The 23,554-nt window shown below is 39.5% G+C and carries 23 protein-coding genes; 7 read left to right on the top strand and 16 right to left on the bottom strand.

The genetic code is table 11. The annotated features are described in order from the left end of the window. The first annotated feature begins 62 nt into the window (after positions 1 to 62). Positions 63 to 1,769: a T9SS type A sorting domain-containing protein gene (locus Q0K96_RS11115; RefSeq protein WP_297334066.1), complete on the top strand. Its 1,707-nt coding sequence runs from the start codon at positions 63 to 65 to the stop codon at positions 1,767 to 1,769. On the opposite strand, the gene recG is transcribed toward Q0K96_RS11115, so the two are convergent. Continuing rightward, entirely contained in the window at positions 1,770 to 3,998 is a 2,229-nt protein-coding gene (gene recG / locus Q0K96_RS11110) for an ATP-dependent DNA helicase RecG (protein WP_297334065.1), read from the bottom strand. It abuts the gene before it with no gap. Between the two features lie 41 nt (positions 3,999 to 4,039). On the opposite strand from recG, the gene Q0K96_RS11105 reads away from it, so the two are divergent. Next, a complete protein-coding gene (locus Q0K96_RS11105; protein ID WP_297334064.1) occupies positions 4,040 to 6,157 on the top strand; it encodes a M1 family metallopeptidase in 2,118 nt (705 codons plus the stop codon). Positions 6,158 to 6,372: 215 nt separating this feature from the next. On the opposite strand, the gene Q0K96_RS11100 is transcribed toward Q0K96_RS11105, so the two are convergent. The 3 genes from Q0K96_RS11100 to Q0K96_RS11090 all read right to left on the bottom strand — a co-directional run bounded on the left by Q0K96_RS11100 (position 6,373) and on the right by Q0K96_RS11090 (position 8,423). Next, positions 6,373 to 7,008, bottom strand: coding sequence for a hypothetical protein (locus tag Q0K96_RS11100; RefSeq protein ID WP_297334063.1), 636 nt, complete (start codon positions 7,006 to 7,008; stop codon positions 6,373 to 6,375). A 210-nt stretch (positions 7,009 to 7,218) separates the two neighbouring features. Continuing rightward, positions 7,219 to 7,824 (bottom strand): hypothetical protein, encoded by a 606-nt coding sequence (locus Q0K96_RS11095; RefSeq protein ID WP_297334062.1) that lies wholly within the window; start codon positions 7,822 to 7,824, stop codon positions 7,219 to 7,221. 71 nt (positions 7,825 to 7,895) lie between these two features. Next, entirely contained in the window at positions 7,896 to 8,423 is a 528-nt protein-coding gene (locus Q0K96_RS11090) for a hypothetical protein (protein ID WP_223052721.1), read from the bottom strand. Between the two features lie 133 nt (positions 8,424 to 8,556). On the opposite strand from Q0K96_RS11090, the gene Q0K96_RS11085 reads away from it, so the two are divergent. Next, positions 8,557 to 8,967, top strand: coding sequence for a DUF2809 domain-containing protein (locus Q0K96_RS11085; protein ID WP_297334061.1), 411 nt, complete (start codon positions 8,557 to 8,559; stop codon positions 8,965 to 8,967). A gap of 37 nt (positions 8,968 to 9,004) precedes the next feature. After that, complete coding sequence (locus tag Q0K96_RS11080) at positions 9,005 to 11,347, top strand: UvrD-helicase domain-containing protein (RefSeq protein WP_297334060.1); 2,343 nt, start codon at positions 9,005 to 9,007, stop codon at positions 11,345 to 11,347. A gap of 5 nt (positions 11,348 to 11,352) precedes the next feature. Here the strand turns inward: Q0K96_RS11080 and Q0K96_RS11075 are convergent, their stop codons facing one another. The 4 genes from Q0K96_RS11075 to Q0K96_RS11060 form a co-directional block, all read right to left on the bottom strand. Continuing rightward, positions 11,353 to 11,883, bottom strand: a complete 531-nt coding sequence (locus Q0K96_RS11075; protein ID WP_297334059.1) for a hypothetical protein — start codon at positions 11,881 to 11,883, stop codon at positions 11,353 to 11,355. A gap of 33 nt (positions 11,884 to 11,916) precedes the next feature. Then, the gene (locus tag Q0K96_RS11070) at positions 11,917 to 12,501 is read right to left on the bottom strand and encodes a hypothetical protein (protein ID WP_297334058.1); all 585 of its coding nucleotides are present in this window, start codon (positions 12,499 to 12,501) and stop codon (positions 11,917 to 11,919) included. A gap of 115 nt (positions 12,502 to 12,616) precedes the next feature. After that, positions 12,617 to 13,129, bottom strand: coding sequence for a PRC-barrel domain-containing protein (locus Q0K96_RS11065; protein ID WP_297334057.1), 513 nt, complete (start codon positions 13,127 to 13,129; stop codon positions 12,617 to 12,619). Between the two features lie 15 nt (positions 13,130 to 13,144). Beyond that, a complete protein-coding gene (locus Q0K96_RS11060; RefSeq protein ID WP_297334056.1) occupies positions 13,145 to 13,756 on the bottom strand; it encodes a hypothetical protein in 612 nt (203 codons plus the stop codon). 177 nt (positions 13,757 to 13,933) lie between these two features. On the opposite strand from Q0K96_RS11060, the gene Q0K96_RS11055 reads away from it, so the two are divergent. Beyond that, a complete protein-coding gene (locus tag Q0K96_RS11055; RefSeq protein WP_297334055.1) occupies positions 13,934 to 14,554 on the top strand; it encodes an L-threonylcarbamoyladenylate synthase in 621 nt (206 codons plus the stop codon). Here the strand turns inward: Q0K96_RS11055 and Q0K96_RS11050 are convergent, their stop codons facing one another. Beyond that, entirely contained in the window at positions 14,555 to 14,953 is a 399-nt protein-coding gene (locus tag Q0K96_RS11050; RefSeq protein ID WP_297334054.1) for a helix-turn-helix domain-containing protein, read from the bottom strand. It abuts the gene before it with no gap. Between the two features lie 115 nt (positions 14,954 to 15,068). Between Q0K96_RS11050 and Q0K96_RS11045 the strand changes: the two genes are divergently transcribed. Further along, positions 15,069 to 15,896: an SDR family oxidoreductase gene (locus Q0K96_RS11045; RefSeq protein WP_297334053.1), complete on the top strand. Its 828-nt coding sequence runs from the start codon at positions 15,069 to 15,071 to the stop codon at positions 15,894 to 15,896. A 47-nt stretch (positions 15,897 to 15,943) separates the two neighbouring features. Here Q0K96_RS11045 and Q0K96_RS11040 read toward each other — a convergent pair whose 3' ends face one another. Continuing rightward, positions 15,944 to 16,357 carry a DCC1-like thiol-disulfide oxidoreductase family protein gene (locus tag Q0K96_RS11040; protein WP_297334052.1) on the bottom strand — a complete coding sequence of 138 codons (414 nt, stop codon included), beginning with the start codon at positions 16,355 to 16,357 and terminating at the stop codon, positions 15,944 to 15,946. Positions 16,358 to 16,360: 3 nt separating this feature from the next. Further along, positions 16,361 to 18,529 carry a DNA mismatch repair protein MutS gene (locus Q0K96_RS11035; RefSeq protein ID WP_297334051.1) on the bottom strand — a complete coding sequence of 723 codons (2,169 nt, stop codon included), beginning with the start codon at positions 18,527 to 18,529 and terminating at the stop codon, positions 16,361 to 16,363. A gap of 132 nt (positions 18,530 to 18,661) precedes the next feature. Here Q0K96_RS11035 and ung point away from each other — a divergent pair, with 132 nt between their 5' ends. Further along, positions 18,662 to 19,327 (top strand): uracil-DNA glycosylase, encoded by a 666-nt coding sequence (ung, locus tag Q0K96_RS11030; protein WP_297334050.1) that lies wholly within the window; start codon positions 18,662 to 18,664, stop codon positions 19,325 to 19,327. A 97-nt stretch (positions 19,328 to 19,424) separates the two neighbouring features. Here ung and Q0K96_RS11025 read toward each other — a convergent pair whose 3' ends face one another. The 5 genes from Q0K96_RS11025 to Q0K96_RS11005 all read right to left on the bottom strand — a co-directional run bounded on the left by Q0K96_RS11025 (position 19,425) and on the right by Q0K96_RS11005 (position 23,515). Beyond that, positions 19,425 to 20,357: a transglutaminase domain-containing protein gene (locus Q0K96_RS11025; RefSeq protein WP_297334049.1), complete on the bottom strand. Its 933-nt coding sequence runs from the start codon at positions 20,355 to 20,357 to the stop codon at positions 19,425 to 19,427. 28 nt (positions 20,358 to 20,385) lie between these two features. Next, positions 20,386 to 21,231: a substrate-binding domain-containing protein gene (locus Q0K96_RS11020; RefSeq protein WP_297334048.1), complete on the bottom strand. Its 846-nt coding sequence runs from the start codon at positions 21,229 to 21,231 to the stop codon at positions 20,386 to 20,388. A 5-nt stretch (positions 21,232 to 21,236) separates the two neighbouring features. Next, entirely contained in the window at positions 21,237 to 22,109 is an 873-nt protein-coding gene (locus Q0K96_RS11015; RefSeq protein WP_297334047.1) for a nucleoside phosphorylase, read from the bottom strand. 27 nt (positions 22,110 to 22,136) lie between these two features. Next, on the bottom strand, positions 22,137 to 22,490 hold the full coding sequence (locus Q0K96_RS11010) for a translation initiation factor (RefSeq protein ID WP_297334046.1): 354 nt from the start codon (positions 22,488 to 22,490) through the stop codon (positions 22,137 to 22,139). A gap of 74 nt (positions 22,491 to 22,564) precedes the next feature. Then, complete coding sequence (locus tag Q0K96_RS11005) at positions 22,565 to 23,515, bottom strand: 2-oxoglutarate and iron-dependent oxygenase domain-containing protein (protein WP_297334045.1); 951 nt, start codon at positions 23,513 to 23,515, stop codon at positions 22,565 to 22,567. Between the last annotated feature and the right edge of the window lie 39 nt (positions 23,516 to 23,554).

Here is a 23,554-nt window from a genome sequence, read left to right as displayed (position 1 = left end):
CAATTAATGTAGTAACAGGAAATTGAAATTTTTAAATCATATATTTGGTCAAATTTTATTATATGAAAAAAATATTACTTTCAATTTCAATGATTTGTGGTCTGACTGCCTATGCACAACAAGATCTTTTGTGGGTAAAAAGGGTAGGAAATTCATCGCAAATGTCCGGAGTTATTAATACTGCTATCACAACTGACCCGGACGGAAATGTAATTACAGGAGGCCTAATTGATTCAGATACTGATTTTGATATGGGTGATGGCGAATCTATACTTACGGCAGAATTTATTACAGGTTATGTGGCAAAATATAATAATGATGGAAATTTGATATGGGCTAATAAATTAGATGGTGTCACGCAAAATAACATAAGGCTGGTTTCAACAGATGCAAACGGTAATGTTTATGTATCAGGTTTATTTTCAGGAATATGCGATTTTGACCCGGGACCATCGGCTTATTTACTCGAAGCAGTTACGGAGCCCTCTGAAAGGACAGATCTTTTTATAGCTAAATATGATCCTGAAGGAAACCTGCTTTGGGCAAAAGATATTGATGCTCCTCAAAATAACATTATTGATGGAAGGACAATGTATGCTGACGGTACGGGTGTTTACATAAGTGGCTCACTTATCGAGATTACAGATTTTAATCCTGATGAAGATGAGTATAATGTAGAGCCGATAGGCATAAATGATTCATACTTGTTAAAGCTCAGCAGCGACGGAGACTTTGAGTGGGTGCAAAATTACGGATCTGTTGATAACATAGTAGTAATAAATAGTATATATACTGATAGTAACAATATTTACCTTGGCGGGGGAATGCGGGGTGAAGTTGATTTTGATTCGAGTGGAGAAACAGCTATACTAACAGGAACAGATCCTGATTTTTTTGAAAGCTTTTTAGTAAAATTAGATATAACAGGGAATTATATTTGGGCTAAAAAGTTTGATAGTGAGTACAACAATAATATCATAAACGCCATTGCAGGAGATAGCGAAGGTAATATATATGCAGGTGGTCATTTTGAGTCTCCTACAGACTTTAACCCTGGAACTGATGTTTTTACTCTTGAAACTGTTGCCACTGACGAAATACAGATGTTTGTTACAAAGCTTAGTGATGAAGGTGACTTAGAATGGGTAAAAACTATCGAATCTAATGAAGGGGGTTCTGTTATGTGGGGCATTGCCGTAAACGATTCTGATAATATTTATATCTCCGGAAATTATAATGGTAACATTAATTTCATAGAAGGTGAGCAGGTTATGGGAAGTGAAGCAAATGAAGATTTTTTTATAGCAGGCATGGATAACTCAGGTAATTATTTGTGGCAAAAAAGTATTACCAGCGACATTATGGCTGCTTTTGCGAATATAGCTGCTGATAATGCAGGAAATATATTTTGTTCAGGTTCATTTCTAAATAACATTCAGTTTTCTGATGGTACCGAATTTAATATGGAGGATACTGACGCGGCTGATATGTTCCTTGCAAAATATATAAATTCTTCAACGAATATCCGCGAATCATTATTGTCGGAAGAATTTGTCGTTTACCCTAACCCTTCCTTTGGAGATATTACTATTGAACATAATGGCAGCCTAACAGGTTCAGAAATGTCAGTATACAATCAGTTAGGGCAGGAAGTAAAGGTTATTACCATCAGCAATAATATAATAAACCTTGAGTTAAGTGCAGGCATATATATACTGAAAGCAGATAAAGGCAATGAATCATTTACATATAAGCTGATTATAAAATAATCAGCTTATATAATTCCAGATATTCTTTTTCTTACCAAGTTCTGTAAAAGCATGTTTTAAAGCAGCATGTTCAGGCTTTGATAATGATGAGTCTTCTTTCAGGAGTTTAAGAGCATGGTGGCGCGCAAGGCTTAAAATGTCACGGTCTTTAACTAAATCGGCAATCTGTAAATTTAGTACACCGCTTTGCTGTGTACCCATAATATCACCGGGGCCGCGCAGTTTAAGGTCAACTTCGGCTATCTCAAAACCATCATTGGTGCTGCACATGGTCTCCATGCGAATTTTGCTGTCGTTGCTAAGCTTATGGCCTGTCATCATAATACAGTAACTCTGCTCGGCTCCGCGGCCCACGCGCCCGCGCAACTGGTGCAATTGCGAAAGCCCGAAACGCTCGGCGCTTTCTATTATCATAACACTGGCATTGGGTACATTAACACCAACCTCTATAACTGTAGTAGCCACCATTATATTGGTTTTGCCTTTTGCAAAACGCTCCATTTCCATATCCTTATCAGCAGGCTTCATGCGCCCGTGCACAATACTTACGCTGTACTGCGGCAGCGGAAAATCACGCGAAATACTCTCGTAGCCATCCATCAGGTCTTTATAGTCCATTTTGTCACTCTCTTCAATAAGCGGGTAAACAATATAAACCTGCCTGCCTTTAGCTATCTCTTCCCGTAAAAAAGCCCATACCTTTAAACGGTTGCTATCATAGCGGTGCACTGTTTTAATAGGCTTCCTGCCGGGTGGCAGCTCATCTATAACCGATATATCAAGGTCGCCATACAGGCTCATGGCAAGCGTGCGCGGTATTGGTGTTGCCGTCATAACCAGTATGTGCGGTGGTATGTCATTTTTACGCCATAGCTTGCTGCGTTGTTCTACACCAAAACGGTGTTGCTCATCTATTACGGCAAGCCCCAGGTTATAGAACTGGACTTTGTCTTCCAGCAGGGCATGTGTGCCGATTAGGATATGAAGGCTGCCATTCTGCAGTTCTTCATGAATAATTTTTCGTTCTGAAGTTTTGATTGAACCTGTAAGTATTTTAATGTTTATTCCCAATGGTTTAGCCAATTCACTTAATCCTGAAAAATGCTGATTGGCAAGTATCTCTGTAGGAGCCATAAGGCATGCCTGAAAACCGTTATCCAAAGCTATAAGCATACTCATTAAAGCCACTATGGTTTTACCTGAACCTACATCGCCCTGCAATAACCTGTTCATTTGTGCAGGCTGCCCCATATCATTACGAATTTCTTTTATTACCCTTTTTTGGGCATTGGTCAGCTCAAACGGGAGGTGGTTTTGATAAAAGCTGTTAAAATAGTTACCCACAACCTCAAATGCGTGACCTTTAATTTTATGCTTTCGGATAAGGTTTTTGGTAATCAGCTGGAGTTGTATAAAAAACAGTTCTTCAAACTTTAGCCTGTATTGTGCATGGGCAAGCAGTTCCTGGCTTTTAGGGAAATGAATATTAAATAAAGCTGCTTTTTTAGGTATTAGGTTAAGCTCCTGCATAAGTGCATGCGGCAGTGTTTCGGCAAAAGCAGCCTGAGTTTCAATAAAAAGCTGCTGCATTATTTTATTGACAACCTTATTGGTTATACCACGCTGCGCCAGCTTTTCGGTGCTTGGGTATATCGGCTGCATGGCGCTGCGAAGGCTCTGCTCATGCTCGGTTAGCAGTTCCATTTCAGGGTGGGGCATGCTAAACTGCCCGTTAAAACTATTGCATTTACCAAAAACTACATAAGGCACATTTATTTTGATATTTTCCCTAATCCATTTTTGCCCTTGGAACCAAACCAGCTCCATCTCTCCGGTACCATCTGTAAAAGTAGCAACCAGCCGTTTGCCGCGTTTTTGCTCTACAGTTTTAAGGTGTATTACTTTGCCCACAACCTGAACCTCTGCACCGCTGTTTTGCAGTTCGTTTATTTTATAATAACGGGTACGGTCTATATAACGGTTGGGGTACAGGTTAATAAGGTCTGCATACTTATGTATGCCCAACTCCTTACGCAGCAGCTCCCCACGTGCGGGTCCTACGCCTTTAAGATATTCTATTGGTGTTTCGAGCGGGTTGTGCATATATATTTTATGACCTCGACAGGATTCAAACCTGTAACCTTCGGTTTTTGTGCTGTTTGTGCTGGGTGAATAAGAATACGAAATTAAAAAATCCTTTACTACCGTCAAACCATAAGTTTTATTCATTGGTACTAACTTTGCTATATTTGCTTAAAAACTCAGCTTTAATGAAAAAGTTCTTCTATATATTCTTATTTCCGCTATTCATATTTGCACAGCAATCTCCAAAAGTAGATTTTAAAACCTGTGATGCTATCATCCGTTTTGATGTGCCGCAGCGTACTGTAATGGGAAGTGTAAACTATACTTTTGAACTTACCGATAAAAAAGTTGATACTATATACATTGATGCCCGCAACATGACATTTACCGATGTAAAGATAAATGGTAAAAAGGCGGGATGGGTTAGCTCTGCTACTGCTTTAAAGCTTTTTAAAGGCTATAAAAAAGGCAAGAACAGGGTAGAGTTCAGTTATAAGGCAAAGCCACGCCAGGCGCTTTATTTTGTTGAATTCCCGGTAACGTCAAAAGACCTGAGCGCCGGAAATGAACTGGAAGATAAAGAATTGCAGATATGGACGCAGGGGCAGGGCAAATACACCAGCCACTGGCTGCCCAGTTTTGATGACATGAATGAAAAAGTAGTATTTAGTCTTGATATTACTTTTGATAAAGGATATACCATACTCGCTAACGGTAAAAACACAGCTAACCGTTTTCATACTAATGATACACAAAGAACTGCCAGCTACCAGATGGAGAAGCCCATGAGCAGTTATCTGGTAATGCTTGCTATTGGTAAGTTTGATAATACATATATTCAATCAGGCAGCGGAACGCCACTACAACTATTTTACAGGCCTGAAGATAAACACAAGCATGAACCAACTTATCGCTACAGTAAGCAGATATTCGATTTCTTTGAGTCAGAAATAGTTGTTCCTTATCCTTGGGGAGTCTATCGCCAGGTGCCGGTGCTTGATTTTTTATATGCAGGAATGGAAAATACTACAGCAACCATTTTTTCGCAGGACTTTGTGGTAGATTCTATTGGCTTTAATGACAGGACGTACGTAAACGTAAATGCACATGAGTTAGCGCACCAGTGGTTTGGCGACCTTGTTACGGCAACATCGGGAAAACACCACTGGTTGCAGGAAGGTTTTGCAACCTATTATGCTCTGCTGGCTGAAAAAGAGCTTTTTGGCGAGGATTACTTTTACCACGAACTGTATGAAATGGCAGAACGCCTGCAAATGGCATCTCAAACCGACACAATACCCATATTGAACGAGAAGGCAAGCTCGCTTACCTTTTATCAAAAAGGAGCATGGGCGCTACACGTGCTTAGGGAAGGAGTGGGACATGAGGCATTTAGGAAAGCGGTTAAAAACTACCTCGAAAAATATGCCTACAACAATGTTGACACGGAAGATTTTTTAGCTGAAATCAGTAACGTATCTGATTATAATACCGCTTCTTTTAAACAACGATGGCTGGAAAAAGGCAGCTTCGAGATAGAAGAGGTTGTTGAACTACTGAGTAAGAACCAGTTTATGCAATTGTACTTTAAGTTGGGCGAACTGGCAGATAAGCGTTTTCAAGACAAAATGCCTATTTTCAAGCAGATTCTGCAATCGGATATGTATTATGCCGTGAAGGAAGAAGTGCTGCTGCAAACCGCTGAAATACCTTTTGAAGATAAATATGAGCTTGTACAGCTTGCCCTGCAAAGCGGCGACATTAAAATAAGACAGGCAGTAGCACGCACGGTGACTAAATTCCCTGATAGTTTTTATGATGATTATAAGTCGTTATTAAATGACGATTCATACATTACAAAAGAGATTGCCCTGAATGTATTGCACAGTCGTTTTCCTGAAAAGCGTACCGAACTGCTTAACCTTAGCGATAGCTGGATAGGTTTTAATGATAAAAACCTGCGTATATTGTGGCTAACACTTGCTTACTCAACACCCGGATACAGGGAAGATCAAAAACCGGAACTATATGCCGAATTGCAGTTGTATGCCTCTCCACGTTATGAGAGTATCGTAAGGCAAAATGCACTTGCCAACCTGCTGTATATTGGTAAGCCTGACCCGGTTGTGTGGGTTAACCTTGTTAATGCAACCCTGCACCACAAATGGCAGTTTGCAAAGTTTGGTCGCGATAATATCAGAAAATTACTTAAAAAAGAAGGATATAGAGATTTAATTTCAGGACTATTACCTGACTTACCGGAAGCAGAACGCAAAAAGTTAGAGCAATTACTTAATGAATGAATAAATAAAGGGCTGCATGAAGCAGCCCTCCTATTAAATATTATTTATTTCCTTTATTATCCTCATAACAACTACTATTATCAAAATTAAATATAATAATCTTGAAAAAAATTTATTTTTTGTAGAGTTATTAAATACTCTTAGAGTTATAAACTCATAAATTAGGAGTAATAAACCGAAAAATAATAAGATCAAAATTAATATTGATAAAAACATTAATCTCCAGTACTAACGCATTCAACAAAATCTATTATAGCAATCGCCGTCCCTACATAGCCAAGATATTTACTGAAAAACTTTCCCATTATTTTGGCAACGCCTTTCAATCCCACATCTTTGATAGCCTGTTTGATACCTGCTTGTAATAACAATGCAACGCCTGCAATTCCAGATGCATCTACAGCACAATCTACAATTAAATCCCATGTACCACCTTGTGCTACTGCTACATATTGATTATCATAATCATTAAGCATAATACCCATTCCTGCGATAGCAGGCGACTGAATAGAATTAATACCAAGCTCTTCCATTAGTACATCATCTGTGAATCCTAAGGTGTTAAGATATAAATGACTTACCTCAATAGAAGGCGTCAGAATTATTTCTGCTTCTGCTTCAGTTATTTCTCTTCCTTTTTCAAGAATTAAGGATTTAATTCTTAAGCATTCTTCATCCATAGCCTTTTTTGCGGCTAAAATTTCCTCAGGAGTATAAACTTTTTGAGATTTTTGGATGAATTTCTCTGATGAAGAACTTGAAGAATGTTCTTCAGTGCTACAAGAAGATAAAATACCTGTACTACTCATTAGCATTGACAAGACCAATGCATTTACAATCAATTTTTTCATTAAATAATTTTTTAGTTTGAATTTTCTAAATGGGTGCACCACTCGATGTATACAGTTGCAATATTAAAAAATAAAAATTAAATTAGAATATTTAACTTAAATTTTTTTAGTCAAAATAACTACTAAAAACGCTCCTTGTAAGATAGTATTTATTTAAGCTTTATATATACTTGAAAAACTAATAAAGGTGGTTACTATGATGTATTGGGTTTACTTCCTGTTTATCTTAATACTCTTTATCAGCTTCAGGTATTCTAAACTGCAATCTTCCCCCATAAGGTCATCCGTCATATTAATCTGGAAGTAGTAGTGCTTCCACGGTATTACATATATCCTGCTGCGCACCCTGTATTGCTGGCCGTTATCGGTATTCATGGTAAACTTTGTAGTGAATGCAATACTTTTTATGTGCGAAATTTTTAGTTCATAAGGTTCTTCAATAAACTCAAAATCATTATACAAGCCATGAAAGCTGCGCGCACTCCTTATAACATCCGACTTGAAGGTGTCAAAATCTTCATTCTTGCGCTCGCGCACATTTATTTGGATGGCAGGCACGAGCCCTTTATAGGTTTGCGGGTCATACTTAAACAAAGAGAGTATGAGTATAGAGCCTTTATGTTCCTCAACAATTTTCTTTAGCTTTTCTTCATCAATATCCAGCTTTTCCAGATTATGGGCAAGATCGGTGTTATTGCCCCATACCCAGCCTTCGGGTTCCTGCATGCTAAACCCAAACGTTTTGTTTTCAAAACGCCTTTGTGCACTTGCTACTAGCACAAATAGCATTATGGTTATGTATATAATCCTGTTCATGTCAATACAAACATACTAAAAAAAAGCACCCTTTTACAAGAGTGCTTTTATATACTTTTAGTAGATATTTCTTATTCCTGCCAAAGCCCCGAAACCTCATTTTTAAGGTAGGCAACAGCAATGCTGCTCGGGCTTTGCTTGTCAAAAAGATCGGTAAGCATAACCTCCCGCAGCTTGTTGGCAGAATCTACTTTATCACTCATATTAGATTTACGGATAAGTTGTATGGTAGCATTTTTAGCAGTTGTAATAATATCCCAGCATTCAGCCGATATATAAATCTGTTGGGTTAGGTTGTGCTCATATTCCTGCTCTATCTGCGCAATAAGATATTCTTCATAATCATGCTTGTTAGATGATTGCGGTGTTATCCTTATAAGTAATTTGGCAGGGTTAATGCGCTCTAAAAACAATACCATCCTTTCATAAGCCTGCAGCCTTAGCGGCATAGCGTTTTTTTGTGCTTCTTTGTGTATAAGATAACGGCGGCGGCCTTCTTCGTTAGCGGTATGCATCTTAAAAAAATAGTAGGCAACAAGGCCTATAATAACCGAAGGCAGTATACTGAAAAAAATATTCATGAATTGCTCAAATTCCATAAAAAGTTTGCGTTTAGGTGATTATACGAATAGATAACGTGGCTTTTTAATAAAAAATTGCTGAGGGCTAAAATAGCAATAAGTTTTGTTGCAGCAGCAGCGTTGCAAAAATAAATAACAATTACATTTGGGCATGCGCTACAACATTATAATACGCAACAAAAGGCTTTTATATATAACAATTACTGCCATAACCATAGGCATGGGTTTGTTTATCCGGATTAAAAAAGACCGGTTCCCTGAAATTTTTAACCAATATGCGGGAGATGCTTTGTATGCTGTTATGATGTATTTTTTAATAAGCATCATAGCAAACAAACGTCCTGTATTTAAAGCTGTTATTGCGCTTACAGTTTGTTATGCAATTGAACTGAGCCAGTTGTACAAAGCAGTATGGATAGAAGCTATACGGCAAACCATGCCCGGCAGGCTTGTGTTGGGCTCAGGATTTTTGTACAGCGATTTACTGGCTTATGCCATAGGTACAGCGTTTGCATTTTTTATTGATTGTTTACTGATTGATAAAGGGCAGGGGGCAAGGTAATTTCAGCCAAAATAATTACTTTTGCATTACTACAGTTATGAAGCAGATACACGATTATATAAGCCAGTTAAATGAGGCACAGCAGGCACCGGTTTTGCAGAAAGACGGGCCAATGATAGTGATAGCGGGTGCAGGCTCTGGTAAAACAAGGGTGCTTACCATGCGTATAGCCTACCTGATGAGCCAGGGCATAGATGCCTTTAATATACTTGCGCTTACCTTTACCAATAAGGCCGCGCGCGAAATGAAAAGCCGTATAGCGGCTATTGTGGGCACATCTGAAGCCAAGAACTTATGGATGGGTACATTCCATTCCATATTTGCAAAAATACTTCGCTTTGAGGCTGATAAACTTGGCTTTCCTTCCAATTTTACGATATATGACACGCAGGACAGCGTGAGGCTTATTAGTGCCATTATAAAAGAAATGCAGCTTGATAAAGATATTTACAAGCCCAAGCAGGTATTAAGCCGCATATCTACCTATAAAAACAGCCTGATAACTGTTAAGGCATATTACAATAATCCTGACCTACAGGAAGCGGATGCCATGTCTAAAAAACCACGACTTGGTGAAATATATGAAAAGTATGTTGAACGTTGCTTTAAAGCGGGGGCTATGGATTTTGATGACCTGTTGCTGCGCACCAACGAACTGCTGAACCGTTTCCCCGAAGTGCTTGCCAAGTACCAGGGTAGATTTAAATACATACTGGTGGATGAGTATCAGGATACCAACCATTCGCAGTATCTTATAGTACGCGCGTTAAGCGACCGTTTCCAGAATATTTGTGTTGTAGGCGATGATGCGCAGAGTATTTATGCCTTTAGGGGGGCTAACATCAATAATATTTTGAATTTCCAGAAGGATTATGATAATGTGCAGATGTACCGCCTGGAACAGAATTACCGTTCTACAAAGAATATTGTAGAAGCGGCTAACTCTATTATAGATAAGAACAAGGTTAAGCTGGATAAGATAGTATGGACGGCAAATGATGAAGGCCCGCGCATTAAAGTGCACCGCAGCCTTACCGATGCAGAAGAGGGACGTTTTGTGGCCAGTACCATTTTTGAGCAGAAAATGCAGAACCAGCTCAAGAACGGCAGCTTTGCCATACTATACCGCACCAATGCCCAATCGAGGGCTATGGAAGATGCGTTGCGTAAGCGTGATATACCATACCGCATATACGGAGGGTTGTCTTTCTACCAGCGTAAAGAGATAAAGGATGTACTGGCATACCTGAGGCTGATTATAAACCCAAAGGATGAAGAGGCGCTTATGCGCGTTATTAATTATCCGGCAAGGGGCATAGGGGATACCACTATTGAAAAGCTAACGGTTGCTGCAAACCATTACGGCAGGAGTATTTTTGAGGTAATGGATAACCTTGACAAAATAGACCTGAAGCTAAACAGCGGTACCAAGAACAAGCTACAGGATTTTGTAACCATGATAAAAAGTTTTCAGGTAATAAATGAAAACCAGGATGCTTTTTACCTTGCAGAGCACGTTACCAAAAAAACGGGACTGGTACAGGAACTGAAGAAAGACGCAACACCGGAGGGTATTGCGCGCATAGAAAATATTGAGGAATTACTTAACGGTATAAAAGACTTTACCGAAGGCCAGCGCGAGGTTGACGGTGCACGTGGTGCATTATCTGAATTTTTAGAGGATGTGGCACTGGCTACCGACCTTGATAAAGATACAGGTGATGATGACAGGGTTGCCCTAATGACGATTCACCTTGCCAAAGGCCTTGAGTTCCCTTATGTGTTCATTGTAGGTATGGAGGAAGACCTTTTCCCGAGTGCCATGAGCATGAATACCCGCAGCGAACTGGAAGAGGAGCGCAGGCTGTTTTATGTAGCCCTAACCCGCGCCGAGCATCAGGCCTACCTTACTTATGCACAGTCGCGATACCGTTGGGGTAAGCTGGTAGATAGTGAGCCATCGCGATTTATAGAGGAGATAACAGATAGTTATTTAGAATATCTTACACCTACAGAAACTAATTACCGCTACAAGCCAATGATCAATACTGATATATTTGGTGATGTGGATAAATCGAAACTACGGCAGATAAAACCGGTAAGCGGTACGCCTCCAAAATGGATTACGGATAATGACCCCAAACCGGATGCTAATATCAGGAGGTTAAAACCTGTTTCAAGGCCTGCTGCACAAAGTAGCAGTACTCTGCCTGATACAAAACTGGCAATTGGCAATGTAGTGATGCACGAACGTTTCGGTAAAGGAGAAGTATTAAACTTAGAAGGTGTTGGCGCAGACAAAAAAGCCGAAATACGTTTTGAAGTAGGCGGTATAAAAAAATTACTGTTACGCTTTGCAAGGCTTGATGTTATTGGATAATTGTGTCAGATATATTTTTTTGCGAAATTGGGATATCTCAGGTACAGAAACACAACTAATAAAGCAATACCGGCTAATATTGAAAACATAGCTACATATATGTCCTCACTTTTTGTATCTTCTAAAGAGAGTAAAGTTTTATTAGCTGCATCAATCCTATATATTTTAGGCCCCGTTTCAATTATGTCTTTCTTTTTAATGTAAATTGTAGCAACATTACCCTTTTTTAGTCCTGCTTTAATTTTTTGCAGCTTTTCGCTATATTTTTCAGGTTCTGTAATTTTAAATAGTCTATTGTTTCCGCTAAGGGTAACTATAAGATTACTGCTATAATGGGTTTGTTTCGTCTTAAAGCTTTTTGACGACGTTATATACATATCAGTACTAAATACTTTCCCTGATATGGCAACTAAATCGTCTTCTGTTGTAAAAGATATCCTGAATGTTTGTATAGAAAATATTATAAGGAATACACCACTAAGTAAAACTATAAAATGTAGTCTGGAAGTATTCCTTTCGGGATGGATTTTAAACACAGTAATATAATATAAAAAATTCCTGCTTTATAACTATCGTGTAGATTGCGTTGAAAATTCACCAAAACCTTTATACTCACCATTCTCAAAATAGTGCATCCTGCTGTAACTATCTTTAGCTGCTTTTATAGCTAAATCTTCTGAAAATAAGCGTGTATAACGGTCTGTAAAGTTTGTTTTATAATATTCTGTATCAATCCCGAAAATCGGGTGGTTTATATCATAAAACTGAGCCATTTCTTTACCGTCATAATATTCGGCTACTACAAAAAGTTCAGTATCTTGCTCATTGCAATATTGCTGTAGTAAAGTAGGGGAGATACATTGCTCTGAAGCACAATGCGGATCCCAGATATAAACAATGGCCTTTTTGTAATCTTTAAGGCAGTCTTTTAATTGTAAACCATTAATTATATAAACCTTCGGAGTTTCAGCAGTAGTAAGATTACAGACAGCCTCACCAGGATTTGTCTTTATCAACAATCCCGGATACTTTTTATCTGTCTTTTTATATTTGCTCACAAAGCCTACTATTTCAGGAGCTTTAACGCTTATACATGAAACGGTAGAAAACAGTAGGCATATTACTATAAATGCCAGTAGAGAATTTTTTTTCATAGTTGGGCAGTTAATAAAACATGCATACAATTTATAAATAAATTTTCATCTGCTGATAAAATAAAAAAAGCCAAAACATAAAATGCTTTGGCTTTTAATTTCCGTAAATAACCTTTTAACTCTTGTTGTTATTAAAGTATCTTCTGTTATAGAATTCTTCTTCATCAGGGTTAATTTCATCTTCAGGATAATAAACCGCTAAAAGCTTAACTTCATATTCCCTGTCAATATCAGCACCTTTATTAAATCGGTTTGTTTGTGCAAATGTGTCAAAATTAATAGTGTTGCACACTACTTTACCAGCATCTTCATCAATGGCTACAGCACCTATGGGCACAACGAGATGATCTTCGCCTTCTTTATTAAGGTATTCATGTATGCCTTCGCTTGCCGGTGTCCTGAATACTTCATGCCCTTTTTTTATAAGCTCTTCATTTACCTCCACATCAAGGTATACTACGCGCTCTTCAAATTTATTTACAAGCAGGTTATCTATTACGCCAATCCTTCTCCCTTCGGCATCTGAGAGCTCCCAACCTCTCACGTCAGTATAATCAGAAGCTACTTTATAGTCTGACAGATCATCAAGTCTGTATAATCTTTTATTGCTTTTATCATTAGTACTCATAATGTGTAATTTTTATTATTGATTAATTTTTTCTAGGAGGGCAGATGCCTTATCAAAAAATGACTTTACTTCATTTTTCTGGTCTAATGTAAGTTCCGCAGGGTTTATAGAAGCCGCCGCATCTTTAACTGCAGATGCTTCTGCAGAAAGTTCCGGATTTGCATTTTGCTGTATATTTTGCAATACAACAGCTATATTATCTGCTGCTTTCCTGATATTATCAGCATGGCTGGTTTCATAAGGGTCATTGATTATTTTATCAGAATATTCCCTGATTTGTTCCATGTCCTTATTAATATCATACCCGGTTTCATCCGCAGCTGCCTTAGTTGCGGCAATAAGCTTACTAAAGGCCTCATTGGTATATTCATGATCAAGCCCCATTTCGTTCCTGTTTGTGTCTATGTAATCCACATAGGCTGCAATTTCGGCGTTGCCCGATAACGCATCATTTCCCTCGTTTCCGGTTGCATCAGTTTCGGTAGCAACGGGAGTTTCCTCCATAACCGTAGCATCGGTATCATTCTCACGAAAAACAAGGAAGTACACAATAACGCCTACAATAACAAGCAGTAGCAGTATCCACGGCCACACTGGTTTTTTCTTTTCAATCTTAATTTCAGCCATAATTTACATTTTTGTTTTATAATCAGTTTACGGTTCCTGTACAAGGTATTTAAAATAAGACAGATACTATGACTGATTAACAGTATTTGGCTATTCTTTACCACTTAATTAAGCTTTCGCCTATTACCTATTTTAAGCAAAAAGCCTTAACTTTAAACTTTAATTTAACCAAACCTCATGGCACAATTTATTAAGATATATCCTGAAAATCCCAACGAGCGCGAAATAGCTAAAATCATAAAGATTCTGCGTGACGGGGGCGTTATAATTTATCCTACCGATACTGTTTATGGTTTGGGTTGTGATATAACTAATACCAAAGCGCTGGAACGTATTGCCAGGATAAAGGGAATTAAGCTGGATAAGGCTAATTTTTCGTTTGTGTGTTATGACCTGAGTAACCTTTCTGACTATGTAAAGCAGATAGATACCAGCACATTTAAGATTTTAAAGCGTTCATTACCGGGACCCTATACCTTTATACTGCCGGGCAACAACAACCTGCCTAAAGAATTTAAAAAGAAAAATACAGTTGGTATAAGGGTACCTGATAACAATATTGCACGTGAAATTGTAAAGCAACTGGGCAACCCGATAGTTTCTACATCTATACACGATGATGATGAAGTGCTGGAGTATTCGACTGACCCTGAGCTTATTTTTGAGAAATGGCAAAACCTTGTAGATGCGGTTATTGATGGCGGTTATGGAGATAACACCCCATCAACCATTATAGACCTTTCGGGCGAAGAGCCTGTTTTGGTAAGGGAAGGTAAAGGTGACATTACCATCATTTAATTATACAGCTTTCCTGTTCTTTATAATAGCGGCACTGTTTTCCTCTGCCCAGCCGCCAAGTTGTACCAGTTGCTCTAACAGGCTAAACCCAAGAGGGGTAAGGTTATATTCTACCCGGGGCGGCACTTCAGGAAACACCTTTCGTTCTACAAGCCCGTCGGTTTCAAGATTACGCAGCGTAACGGTAAGCATGCGCTGCGATAGATCTCCAATAAGTTTTTTAATTTCGTTGAAACGTAATGTTCCGTAACCGCCAAGTGCGTAAATTGTTAGCATACTCCACTTATCGCTTATTCGTGCAATGACATCTCTTACAGGGCATATGCCGTTTCTGGTTTCATTCGCCTTCAAAAAAATATTCTGAAATTTTTTCTGTTCGCTAAGTGCAGTGTTTTCCATAAAAGTTACTTTGGTGTTACTATGTTATGCTGATGTGCCCTCTTGCACAGGCAATAGTTACTTTTTAATTTTGAGTTACCAAAAGTAACTATTAATATTAAAAAAGTGATACAATATGGCTAAAATTTTAGTTACCGGCGCTACCGGTACAATTGGTAAATTAGTGGTAAAACACCTCGAAAATCTTGGTGCAGATTACCTTTCCGGAACCCGCAACCCAAATGGCGGTAAAGATGTTTATTTTGATTATAATGATACGGCATCATTTGAAAACGCTACCAAAGGCGTAGATACCGCTTTTGTGCTTGGGCCTCCGTTGGTTTTAGGACTTGATACTGTTTTGGCGCCTTTTATAGATTTCCTGAAAGAAAAAGGAATACTGCGCGTGGTATATTTCTCTGCATATAAGGGAGAAAAGATGCAGGGCCTTGATTTTCATCCTAAACTGGAGCAAAAACTGAAAGATGATGGTTTTGACTATACCATACTGCGCCCTACATTTTTTGCACAGAATTTTAAAAACTATGAAGGCGATAATATAACGCAGCGCGATATTATTTTTATGCCTGCCGGCAACGGAAAAGCTTCGTTTATTGATGCAGACAATATTGCAGAAATAGCTGCTATTGCCTTAACAAATGGAGGGCATTCAGGAAAAGTGTATGAGCTAACAGGGCCAGAAAGTGTGTCGTATCATGATGTTGCCAAACTGCTTACAGAAATTACAGGACGTACTATCAGCTATCCTAATCCGTCACCTGAACAGTTTAAAACAGTACTCACAGAATCAGGCGCACCGGAATTTATTGCTGATTATCTTATCAGTGTTTATGGCACTATTGCAGCAGGCAATGTTGACAGCATAACTGATGATTATAAAAAAATAACAGGCAAACAGCCTACACCTATAAAAAAGGTTTTAGAGCAGGACTTTGCCCAATAAGCAATTTTATAAACAGAAAGCGCAGGGTAATTCCTGCGCTTTTTATTTTATAAAAATTTGGCCCGCATTTCGGGTGTAGGTATCATGCATTCGTCTTTCTTGCCATACCATTTGTAGCGGTTGCGGGCTACATAGTCATAAGCAACGTTTGTGAGTGATGAAGGCAGAACAGAGAAAGCATTTAGAAGCGAATATACACCGCCCAGATCTTTTGCAATCTTCATGGCAGCATCAGCTTTATAGTAATAAGCTTTACCGGGCTCGTATAAAACTATAGAATCTGTTTTCGAGGTGTCTAAACCTATATAAGCCGTTATTTCCTTACCCAGATCTGACTGCAATGGCACAAAACGAAAAATGTCTTTTTTGTCGTTCTTAATAACAAACTGAACCGTACTGTCGCACAGGTTGCAGACACCATCAAACAATATGATCTTTTTGTCTTTGGGTAAATTTTCCATAACTTATTTTTTTGCGGCTTCAACCAGCTCAAGCGATTCAAGGTCAACCTTAGAGGTAAAGATGCCATAGTTTACAGTAGCTTTGTTTTTCTCTATAGCATCGAGCGTACCTACGGCTTTACCATCGGTCATACGCACCCTGTCGCCAATTTTAAGTATTGCCTTTAGCTTCTCAACAGGCTTTTCCTTTAGCTTTTTTTCTTTCTTTTCTTTACGGATAGCTTCAACCTTTTCCTGTACCTCTGCAACAATTTGCTTTTGCTGGGTTTCTTTAATCTTCTTTTCTTTAGGGGCTAATTTTTTGCGTTTGGAGTTTTCTATCTCAACCATCTTTAAAAACTCGCCAATAAGCTCTTTTTTGTTTTTGCTGTTAAAGTACTTTTCGCTTATATCATCCAGTTTCTGTCCGATATAGATAAGCCTTTGGTTAGCATCATACAGTTCCTGGTAGCTTTCAAGCTTTTGCTGTATCCTGCTGTTTATACCTTCCATTTTTTTGCTTTCCTCGCGTGCTTTTGTTTCCTCTTCTTTTAATATCTGAGATGTTTTTTCCAGCTTCGAGCGTTCTTTTTGCAGGGTGGCAATAGTTTTGTCAAAGCGTACCTTACCTTTTTCTATTTTCTTTTTTGCCCTGTTTATCAGTCCAAAAGGTATGCCGTTCTTTTGCGCGACTTCAAATGTAAATGAGCTTCCTGCCTGGCCGAGTATCAGCTTATACATAGGCTCTAACGATTTTTCATCAAAAAGCATGTTGGCATTAGTGGCAAAAGGCAGTTCGTTAGCCAGCATTTTAAGGTTAGTATAGTGCGTAGTAATGATGCCAAATGCCTCGCGGTGGTAAAACTCTTCCAGGAAAGTTTCGGCAAGGGCACCTCCAAGCTCAGGGTCAGAACCGGTACCGAATTCATCTATCAGGAACAGGGTTTTATCATTGCACTTCCTTAAAAAGTAATTCATGTTCTTAAGCCTGTAGCTATAGGTACTCAGGTGGTTTTCTATAGACTGGTTATCACCAATATCTGTTAATATCCTGTCGAACAAAAATGTTTCGCTCCGTTCATGCACAGGTATCAACAGCCCGCACTGTAGCATTAGCTGCAACAGGCCAATTGTTTTCAGCGTGATACTTTTACCCCCAGCATTAGGCCCCGATATTACTATAATACGGTTTTCCTGTGTCAGCTCTATCGTCTGCGGATAGGTAGTTTCCTGCTTGCGCTTGTTGTTAAGGTACAGGATAGGGTGGTAGGCATCCCTGAAATACAGCCGCTTTTCATCTGTAATTGCAGGTAAAAGACCGTTTATCCTGCGGGCATATTTTGCCTTGCCTGCCGTTACATCTATATCGGTTAAAAACTGCTGATAGTCCTGTAGCAACGGTACATAAGGGCGAATAATACTGCTGAGGGTTTTTAATATAAGCTTTACCTCTTCTTTTTCTTCATACTCAAGATTATTAAGCTCACGCGAATATTTAAGGGTAGCTTCAGGCTCAATATAAGCAATACTGCCTGTTTTAGAGCTTCCCAGTATAGAACCTTTCACCTTTCTGCGGTACATAGCAAGTATAGCCAGCACCCTGCGGTTCTCTACAACCGTTTCTTTAATATCATCAAGATAACCCAACCCATTATAGTGACTTAGCGCAGAAGCAAAGCTTTGGTTTATCCTTCCTTTAACCTCATTCATCTGCCTGCGGATAATTTGCAGGTCGGGTGATGCATCATCTTTTATTTCGCCATACTTGTCAACAACCTTTTCAATGCTTTTTGCAATTTCTTTGGTATATTCTACCTGCGATGCCCTTTTATAAAGTGTGGGATAATAATCGCTGAATTTTTCAAGGAATTTTATAAGGGTATTGGTCGTTTCTGATAATGATGCAATTTTACCGAATGCTGGAGCTTCAAGGTAACTATCCTCTATGGCAAGAAACTTAATTTCGTTATTAACAGGCTCAAACCCGTGGTTGGGCAGCGCATTGTTATTATCGTATGACGAAACGTATTCTGATGTCTGGTACAGCGATTCGAGCAGCGTTTCCCTGTCTTTAAAAGGGGCTATGCTTAATGCCTGCTCTTTTCCTGGCTCGGTTACACAGGCAGCCGACACCGCTTCCAGCACGGTGTTGAACTCTAAATCCTGTAATGTCTTTTCTGTGATACTTATCATGCTTTAGCCTGAGCAAATTTTATGCAAAAATACTACATAATAGGGCTTGCTGTACTTTTGGCAGCCAAAGTTTAAGAACTGCCTAACGTTTGATAACAACCTGAATAATTATATTTGCACAAACTACCTGTTATGGATGTAACTATTAACGCTTCCTGGAAAAATGTACTGGGTGAAGAGTTTAACAAACCTTACTTTGAACAGCTTATTGATTTTGTAAAAACAGAGTATGCAACGCATACCTGCTACCCAAAAGGAAACCGCATTTTTGCTGCTTTTGATCATTGCCCTTTTGACAAGACAGAGGTTGTTATAATAGGGCAGGACCCATACCACGGGCCGGGGCAGGCAAACGGGCTGTGCTTTTCGGTTAATGATGGTGTGCCCATGCCGCCGTCTTTAATTAATATTTTCAGGGAGATACAGGATGATCTGGGCAAGCCTTTTCCGCCGACCGGTAACCTTGAGCGCTGGGCCGACCAGGGCGTGCTGCTGCTTAATGCCACACTGACAGTAAGGCAGGGCGAGGCAGGCAGCCATCAGGGCAAAGGATGGGAAACCTTTACCGATGCCGTAATACAAAAAATATCAGAACACAAAAAAGATATCGTTTTTATGCTTTGGGGCGGGTATGCCAAGAAAAAAGGAGCGCGTGTAGATGCGGCAAAGCATAAAGTTTTACTATCAGGACACCCTTCGCCGCTAAGTGCGAATAAAGGGCATTGGTTTGGCAACAGGCATTTTAGCCTTGCTAACGAATTCCTGCATGCAAAAGGTAAAAAGGCGATAGAATGGTAAGGCTTAGGCATTCGCCGTTCAATGTTTAAAGTCTAATGTTCAAAGTTTAGAGGTCAGGTTTCTTATTTCTAAAAATCTGACAGCTAAAAGCTAATAGCTAATTTAGCGTCAGCGCGCCCAGTATTTCCTCGCTCATAAAAGGCCCACCGGGATAAGATGCTGTGTAGTCAAGGTTTAGCCAAACCTGCCCGTGCTCGTCTATATGGTAATGTATTTCTTTACCGCGGCTCTCATCAGGAAATAAGACTTCTTTAATCAGGTAGTTGGCTTCTTCAAGATCAGCCATGTCACCCACAAGCATTTCAGGGTACAAATGCCCACCTGTATGGATGATGCGCGGGGTACCGCCAATAGCACGTATTGAGGCCGCCATCAGGATGGCATGGTCATCACAGTCGCCTGAAAAGTGTTCTAATGATTCGCTTGCATAGGCTATATACTCACGCCCTTTGGGGTCGTTTACATAATTCCATTTGTCGCGTATTTCTTTAAACACTGCAAAACACTGTATCATCTTGCGCTGGTCATGATGCCCTTTTACTTCTTTAAAAAATTTAGTTGTGGCAGAGAGTGCAAAATTCCGTACAGCAGGAGTGTTGTAATCAACAGCATCCAATATTTCAGATTTATTGGGAAAGGGCAGGAGTTTCGATATAATAATATCCTGAGGGTTAGGGTCTTCTGACATGGTATATATCATGGCCTGGTAATCTTCAAAAACCGAACGGAAGCCATAGTCGCCAAATACAGATCCGTACAGAAGTGCCAGCAAATACAGCACAAGGCAAATAATAATTATGGTTTTTAGCAGCCGCAAAACAAGCTGTATTGTAATTAACAGAATAAGGAAAATAAGCACCCTGTCTAAATGCAGCGGCCATTCGGGGTCTATAAGGTTTTGGTGCAGTATGATAAAAACAGGTACCGATATGAGTATATTTAGTGCCAATATGATAATGGAATCCCACGGCTTCTTAACCTGAAGCTTTTTTTTAATAGAATTATACGTGATTTTTTCCGTTTTTATCATTTGCTTTTAGCGCAAAACCGGGTTTAGTTTATCCTGTTGCTTTTTCAAAATCAGTTTTTGCCTGTATAACGCCAAGTGCTGCCAGTTCGTTTTGTACTTCATCAAAAATTTGCCTGTTCAGTTTATCCTGAGACCATTCGGTAATTTGCAGCCATTCGGCAATATCTTCTTCTTTTTGGTTGTATCGTTTGGCAAGCAGGTTTGTAATGGCAGGACGGCTTTTAAAACCGGCGGTACATGCATTTATAATATCTAAAACTGTTCCAATAACAGCCGCATCGGTACTTAAAACTTCATTGCGCACCGCAATTACAAAGCAGGGCCATGGGGTGGGGCAGTCGCCCACACGCCTAAAGATGCCTTTATCTACAATGGGCTTAGTCATAAAGCGCTCCCACATAAAATAATCGGCTTGGCCTGCTGTAAGGGCTTCAACAGCTCCATCAAGCGTATTAATAACTTCAAATTGCAGATTATCTGTAGGCCAGCCCTGCATTTTAGCATTTACAATTGCCATTAAATGGGAACCTGAACCATAGCGGCTTATGGCTACATTTGTATCTTTCAGGTCTGATATATCCTGATAAGGCGCTGTGGCTGCCACATGGATACCCCAGATAAGCGGAGAAGATACATATACCTGAACAATTTTACTGTCATTTCCCGCCGCAATATCTTTAATTATTCCTTCGGTAAGTATAACGGCAATATCGGTTTCGCCATTACGCAGCATCTGGCACAGCTTGCCTGTACCTTCGGGTACATCAGTCCAGGTGAGGTCTATGCCCCCGGCCTTAAAATCTCCATTCTCAATGCATAAATGCCAAGGCAGGTTAAAATGCTCCGGAACCCCGGCTATTTTAATTTTTTTCATCTTAATTATATTTTGGCAATTCTCTCCAGTGCATAAGCAATAAGCGCATTTACCGCTGCATAGGGGTCTGCACTGAATGTTCCTAACGCCCTGTTGGCAATAATAGCATTAAGCGATACTGCATGATGCCCTAGCAGTGCCGAAAGCCCATATATAGCTGCCGTTTCCATTTCAAGATTTGTGATAACAGTGCCATTGTAGCTGAAACTGTCCATCTTAGCATTCAGTTCGCTATCGCGGATATCAAGCCTTAAAACACGCCCCTGGGGGCCATAAAAGCCCCCTGCTGTAGCAGTGAAACCTTTCCTCATAATATCGCTCTCCATAGCCTCTAAAAGCTTCTCTCCGGCTTTTACCACATAGGGCCTGCCTTTACGCATATCCCAGCCTGTATGGGCTATAAAAGCATCTTCAATGGCAGTATCTGTTACTTTATCAATTAAATAGGATTGTATCATGTTATCTAAACCTAATCCGTACCGGCTCATAACAAAACTGTTAACCGGTATATCAGGCTGTAAAGCACCCGATGTGCCTATCCTTATTATGTTTAAAGAGGTAAGCTGCTCTTTTGGCATGCGGGTGTTCAGGTCAATATTAACAAGGGCATCAAGCTCGTTCATAACAATATCTATGTTATCAGGGCCTATACCTGTAGATATTACACTTATACGCTTACCTTTATACACTCCTGTATGGGTTTTAAACTCCCGCTTTTGGGTACTGAATTCCACCACATCAAAATGGCGGGTTATTTTTTTAACCCTGTCCTGGTCGCCCACAAAAATTATATTTTCAGCTATATTTTCCGGGCGCAGGTTAAGATGGTAAACACTTCCATCGGGGTTTAAAATAAGCTCAGATTCTTTTATTTGCATTTGGTTAAGTTCTTGTTTGGTTAATAATCAGCCGCCAACACGCTTTACTTTGTAGCCTTCTTTTGCAAGATAATCCATTACCTTATCACGAAAATTTCCCTGTATGATGATCTCGCCATCTTTAGCAGAACCGCCAACGCCGCAAAGTGTTTTCAGTTTTTTTGCAAGCGCTTTTAAATCATCGTCAGATCCTTCAAAGCCTTTTATAACAGTAGCTATTTTGCCGCCACGGTTCTTTTTATCAAGGTGCGCCTCAAGCCGTTGCTCATTATTTGGCAGGGTTTCCTGCTGCCCGTCATTATTATCAAACTCAAAATCTTTGTTGGTAGAAAATACAAAGCCGCCCAAATCTGCAAGGCTGTTGGTTTTATTTTTTGTCATAGTACATATATTTAAACAAAAAAGCATCAGGCTATACATAAACCTGATGCCTATTAACGCTATAAAATTAACGATTATTTTTTGATTAATCCTAAATCTACAAGGCGTTCGTGCAGGAATTCTCCCGCTGTAATATCTTCATATAGTTTAGGGTTTTCTGCATCAATACAGTTTTCTAGGCAGTTAAGCTTCATTTCGCTAACCGGGTGCATAAAAAACGGTATAGAATAGCGCGAAGTTCCCCAAAGCTCCCTTGGTGGGTTAACTACCTGGTGAATAGTGCTTTTCAGTTTGTTGTTGGTGTGGCGGCTAAGCATGTCGCCTACGTTTATAACAAGTTCATCAGACTCGGCAATGGCATCTATCCATTCGCCGTTGTGATTTTGCACCTGCAGGCCACGTCCCTGTGCGCCCATTAGCAGGGTTATAAGGTTAATATCACCGTGTGCTGCGGCACGCACTGCATTTTCAGGCTCGTGGGTAATAGGAGGGTAGTGAATGGGGCGTAATATACTGTTGCCTTCGGCTACATATTTATCAAAATAAAACTCATCAAGCCCTAGGTATAATGCCAACGCTCTTAGTACATAAACACCTGTTTTCTCCAGCATTTTGTAGGCTTCCTTTCCAACTTCATTAAATTTTGGAAGCTCTTTAACTTCAACATTTTCAGGATATTCACCTGTATATCGTGAGCCTTCTTCAAGATACTGTCCAAAATGCCAGAATTCTTTTAAATCACCCTCTTTACGGCCTTTTGCATGCTCCTTACCAAAGGAAACATAACCCCGCTGACCTCCAATACCAGGTATCTCATATTGTTCTTTTACCTCAAGCGGCAGGCTAAAGAAGTTTTTAACTTCTTCGTAAAGGTCATCAACTAAGCGGTCATCAAGAAAATGCCCTTTTAATGCAACAAAACCTATATCTTCATAGGCCTTTCCGATTTCATTTACAAATTTTTGTTTGCGTTCCGGGTCACCCGAAAGGAAATCACGCAGGTTAACACTTGGAATGTTTTGCATAATTTTAAAAAATGTTAATAACTTATTAAGGCATAAAGC

Origin of the sequence: Flavobacterium sp., assembly GCF_024305175.1 — a bacterium.
Taxonomy (GTDB): domain Bacteria; phylum Bacteroidota; class Bacteroidia; order Flavobacteriales; family Flavobacteriaceae; genus Flavobacterium.
This window is presented reverse-complemented; position numbering and strand designations above follow the sequence as displayed.

Excerpts from the sequence above, each read along its gene's own strand:
- Q0K96_RS11115 (WP_297334066.1), top strand. The coding sequence starts at position 63 with ATGAAAAAAATATTACTTTCAATTTCAATGATTTGTGGTCTGACTGCC.
- recG (WP_297334065.1), bottom strand. The coding sequence starts at position 3,998 with ATGAATAAAACTTATGGTTTGACGGTAGTAAAGGATTTTTTAATTTCG.
- Q0K96_RS11105 (WP_297334064.1), top strand. The coding sequence starts at position 4,040 with ATGAAAAAGTTCTTCTATATATTCTTATTTCCGCTATTCATATTTGCA.
- Q0K96_RS11100 (WP_297334063.1), bottom strand. The coding sequence starts at position 7,008 with ATGAAAAAATTGATTGTAAATGCATTGGTCTTGTCAATGCTAATGAGT.
- Q0K96_RS11095 (WP_297334062.1), bottom strand. The coding sequence starts at position 7,824 with ATGAACAGGATTATATACATAACCATAATGCTATTTGTGCTAGTAGCA.
- Q0K96_RS11090 (WP_223052721.1), bottom strand. The coding sequence starts at position 8,423 with ATGGAATTTGAGCAATTCATGAATATTTTTTTCAGTATACTGCCTTCG.
- Q0K96_RS11085 (WP_297334061.1), top strand. The coding sequence starts at position 8,557 with ATGCGCTACAACATTATAATACGCAACAAAAGGCTTTTATATATAACA.
- Q0K96_RS11080 (WP_297334060.1), top strand. The coding sequence starts at position 9,005 with ATGAAGCAGATACACGATTATATAAGCCAGTTAAATGAGGCACAGCAG.
- Q0K96_RS11070 (WP_297334058.1), bottom strand. The coding sequence starts at position 12,501 with ATGAAAAAAAATTCTCTACTGGCATTTATAGTAATATGCCTACTGTTT.
- Q0K96_RS11065 (WP_297334057.1), bottom strand. The coding sequence starts at position 13,129 with ATGAGTACTAATGATAAAAGCAATAAAAGATTATACAGACTTGATGAT.
- Q0K96_RS11060 (WP_297334056.1), bottom strand. The coding sequence starts at position 13,756 with ATGGCTGAAATTAAGATTGAAAAGAAAAAACCAGTGTGGCCGTGGATA.
- Q0K96_RS11055 (WP_297334055.1), top strand. The coding sequence starts at position 13,934 with ATGGCACAATTTATTAAGATATATCCTGAAAATCCCAACGAGCGCGAA.
- Q0K96_RS11050 (WP_297334054.1), bottom strand. The coding sequence starts at position 14,953 with ATGGAAAACACTGCACTTAGCGAACAGAAAAAATTTCAGAATATTTTT.
- Q0K96_RS11045 (WP_297334053.1), top strand. The coding sequence starts at position 15,069 with ATGGCTAAAATTTTAGTTACCGGCGCTACCGGTACAATTGGTAAATTA.
- Q0K96_RS11040 (WP_297334052.1), bottom strand. The coding sequence starts at position 16,357 with ATGGAAAATTTACCCAAAGACAAAAAGATCATATTGTTTGATGGTGTC.
- Q0K96_RS11035 (WP_297334051.1), bottom strand. The coding sequence starts at position 18,529 with ATGATAAGTATCACAGAAAAGACATTACAGGATTTAGAGTTCAACACC.
- ung (WP_297334050.1), top strand. The coding sequence starts at position 18,662 with ATGGATGTAACTATTAACGCTTCCTGGAAAAATGTACTGGGTGAAGAG.
- Q0K96_RS11025 (WP_297334049.1), bottom strand. The coding sequence starts at position 20,357 with ATGATAAAAACGGAAAAAATCACGTATAATTCTATTAAAAAAAAGCTT.
- Q0K96_RS11020 (WP_297334048.1), bottom strand. The coding sequence starts at position 21,231 with ATGAAAAAAATTAAAATAGCCGGGGTTCCGGAGCATTTTAACCTGCCT.
- Q0K96_RS11015 (WP_297334047.1), bottom strand. The coding sequence starts at position 22,109 with ATGCAAATAAAAGAATCTGAGCTTATTTTAAACCCCGATGGAAGTGTT.
- Q0K96_RS11010 (WP_297334046.1), bottom strand. The coding sequence starts at position 22,490 with ATGACAAAAAATAAAACCAACAGCCTTGCAGATTTGGGCGGCTTTGTA.
- Q0K96_RS11005 (WP_297334045.1), bottom strand. The coding sequence starts at position 23,515 with ATGCAAAACATTCCAAGTGTTAACCTGCGTGATTTCCTTTCGGGTGAC.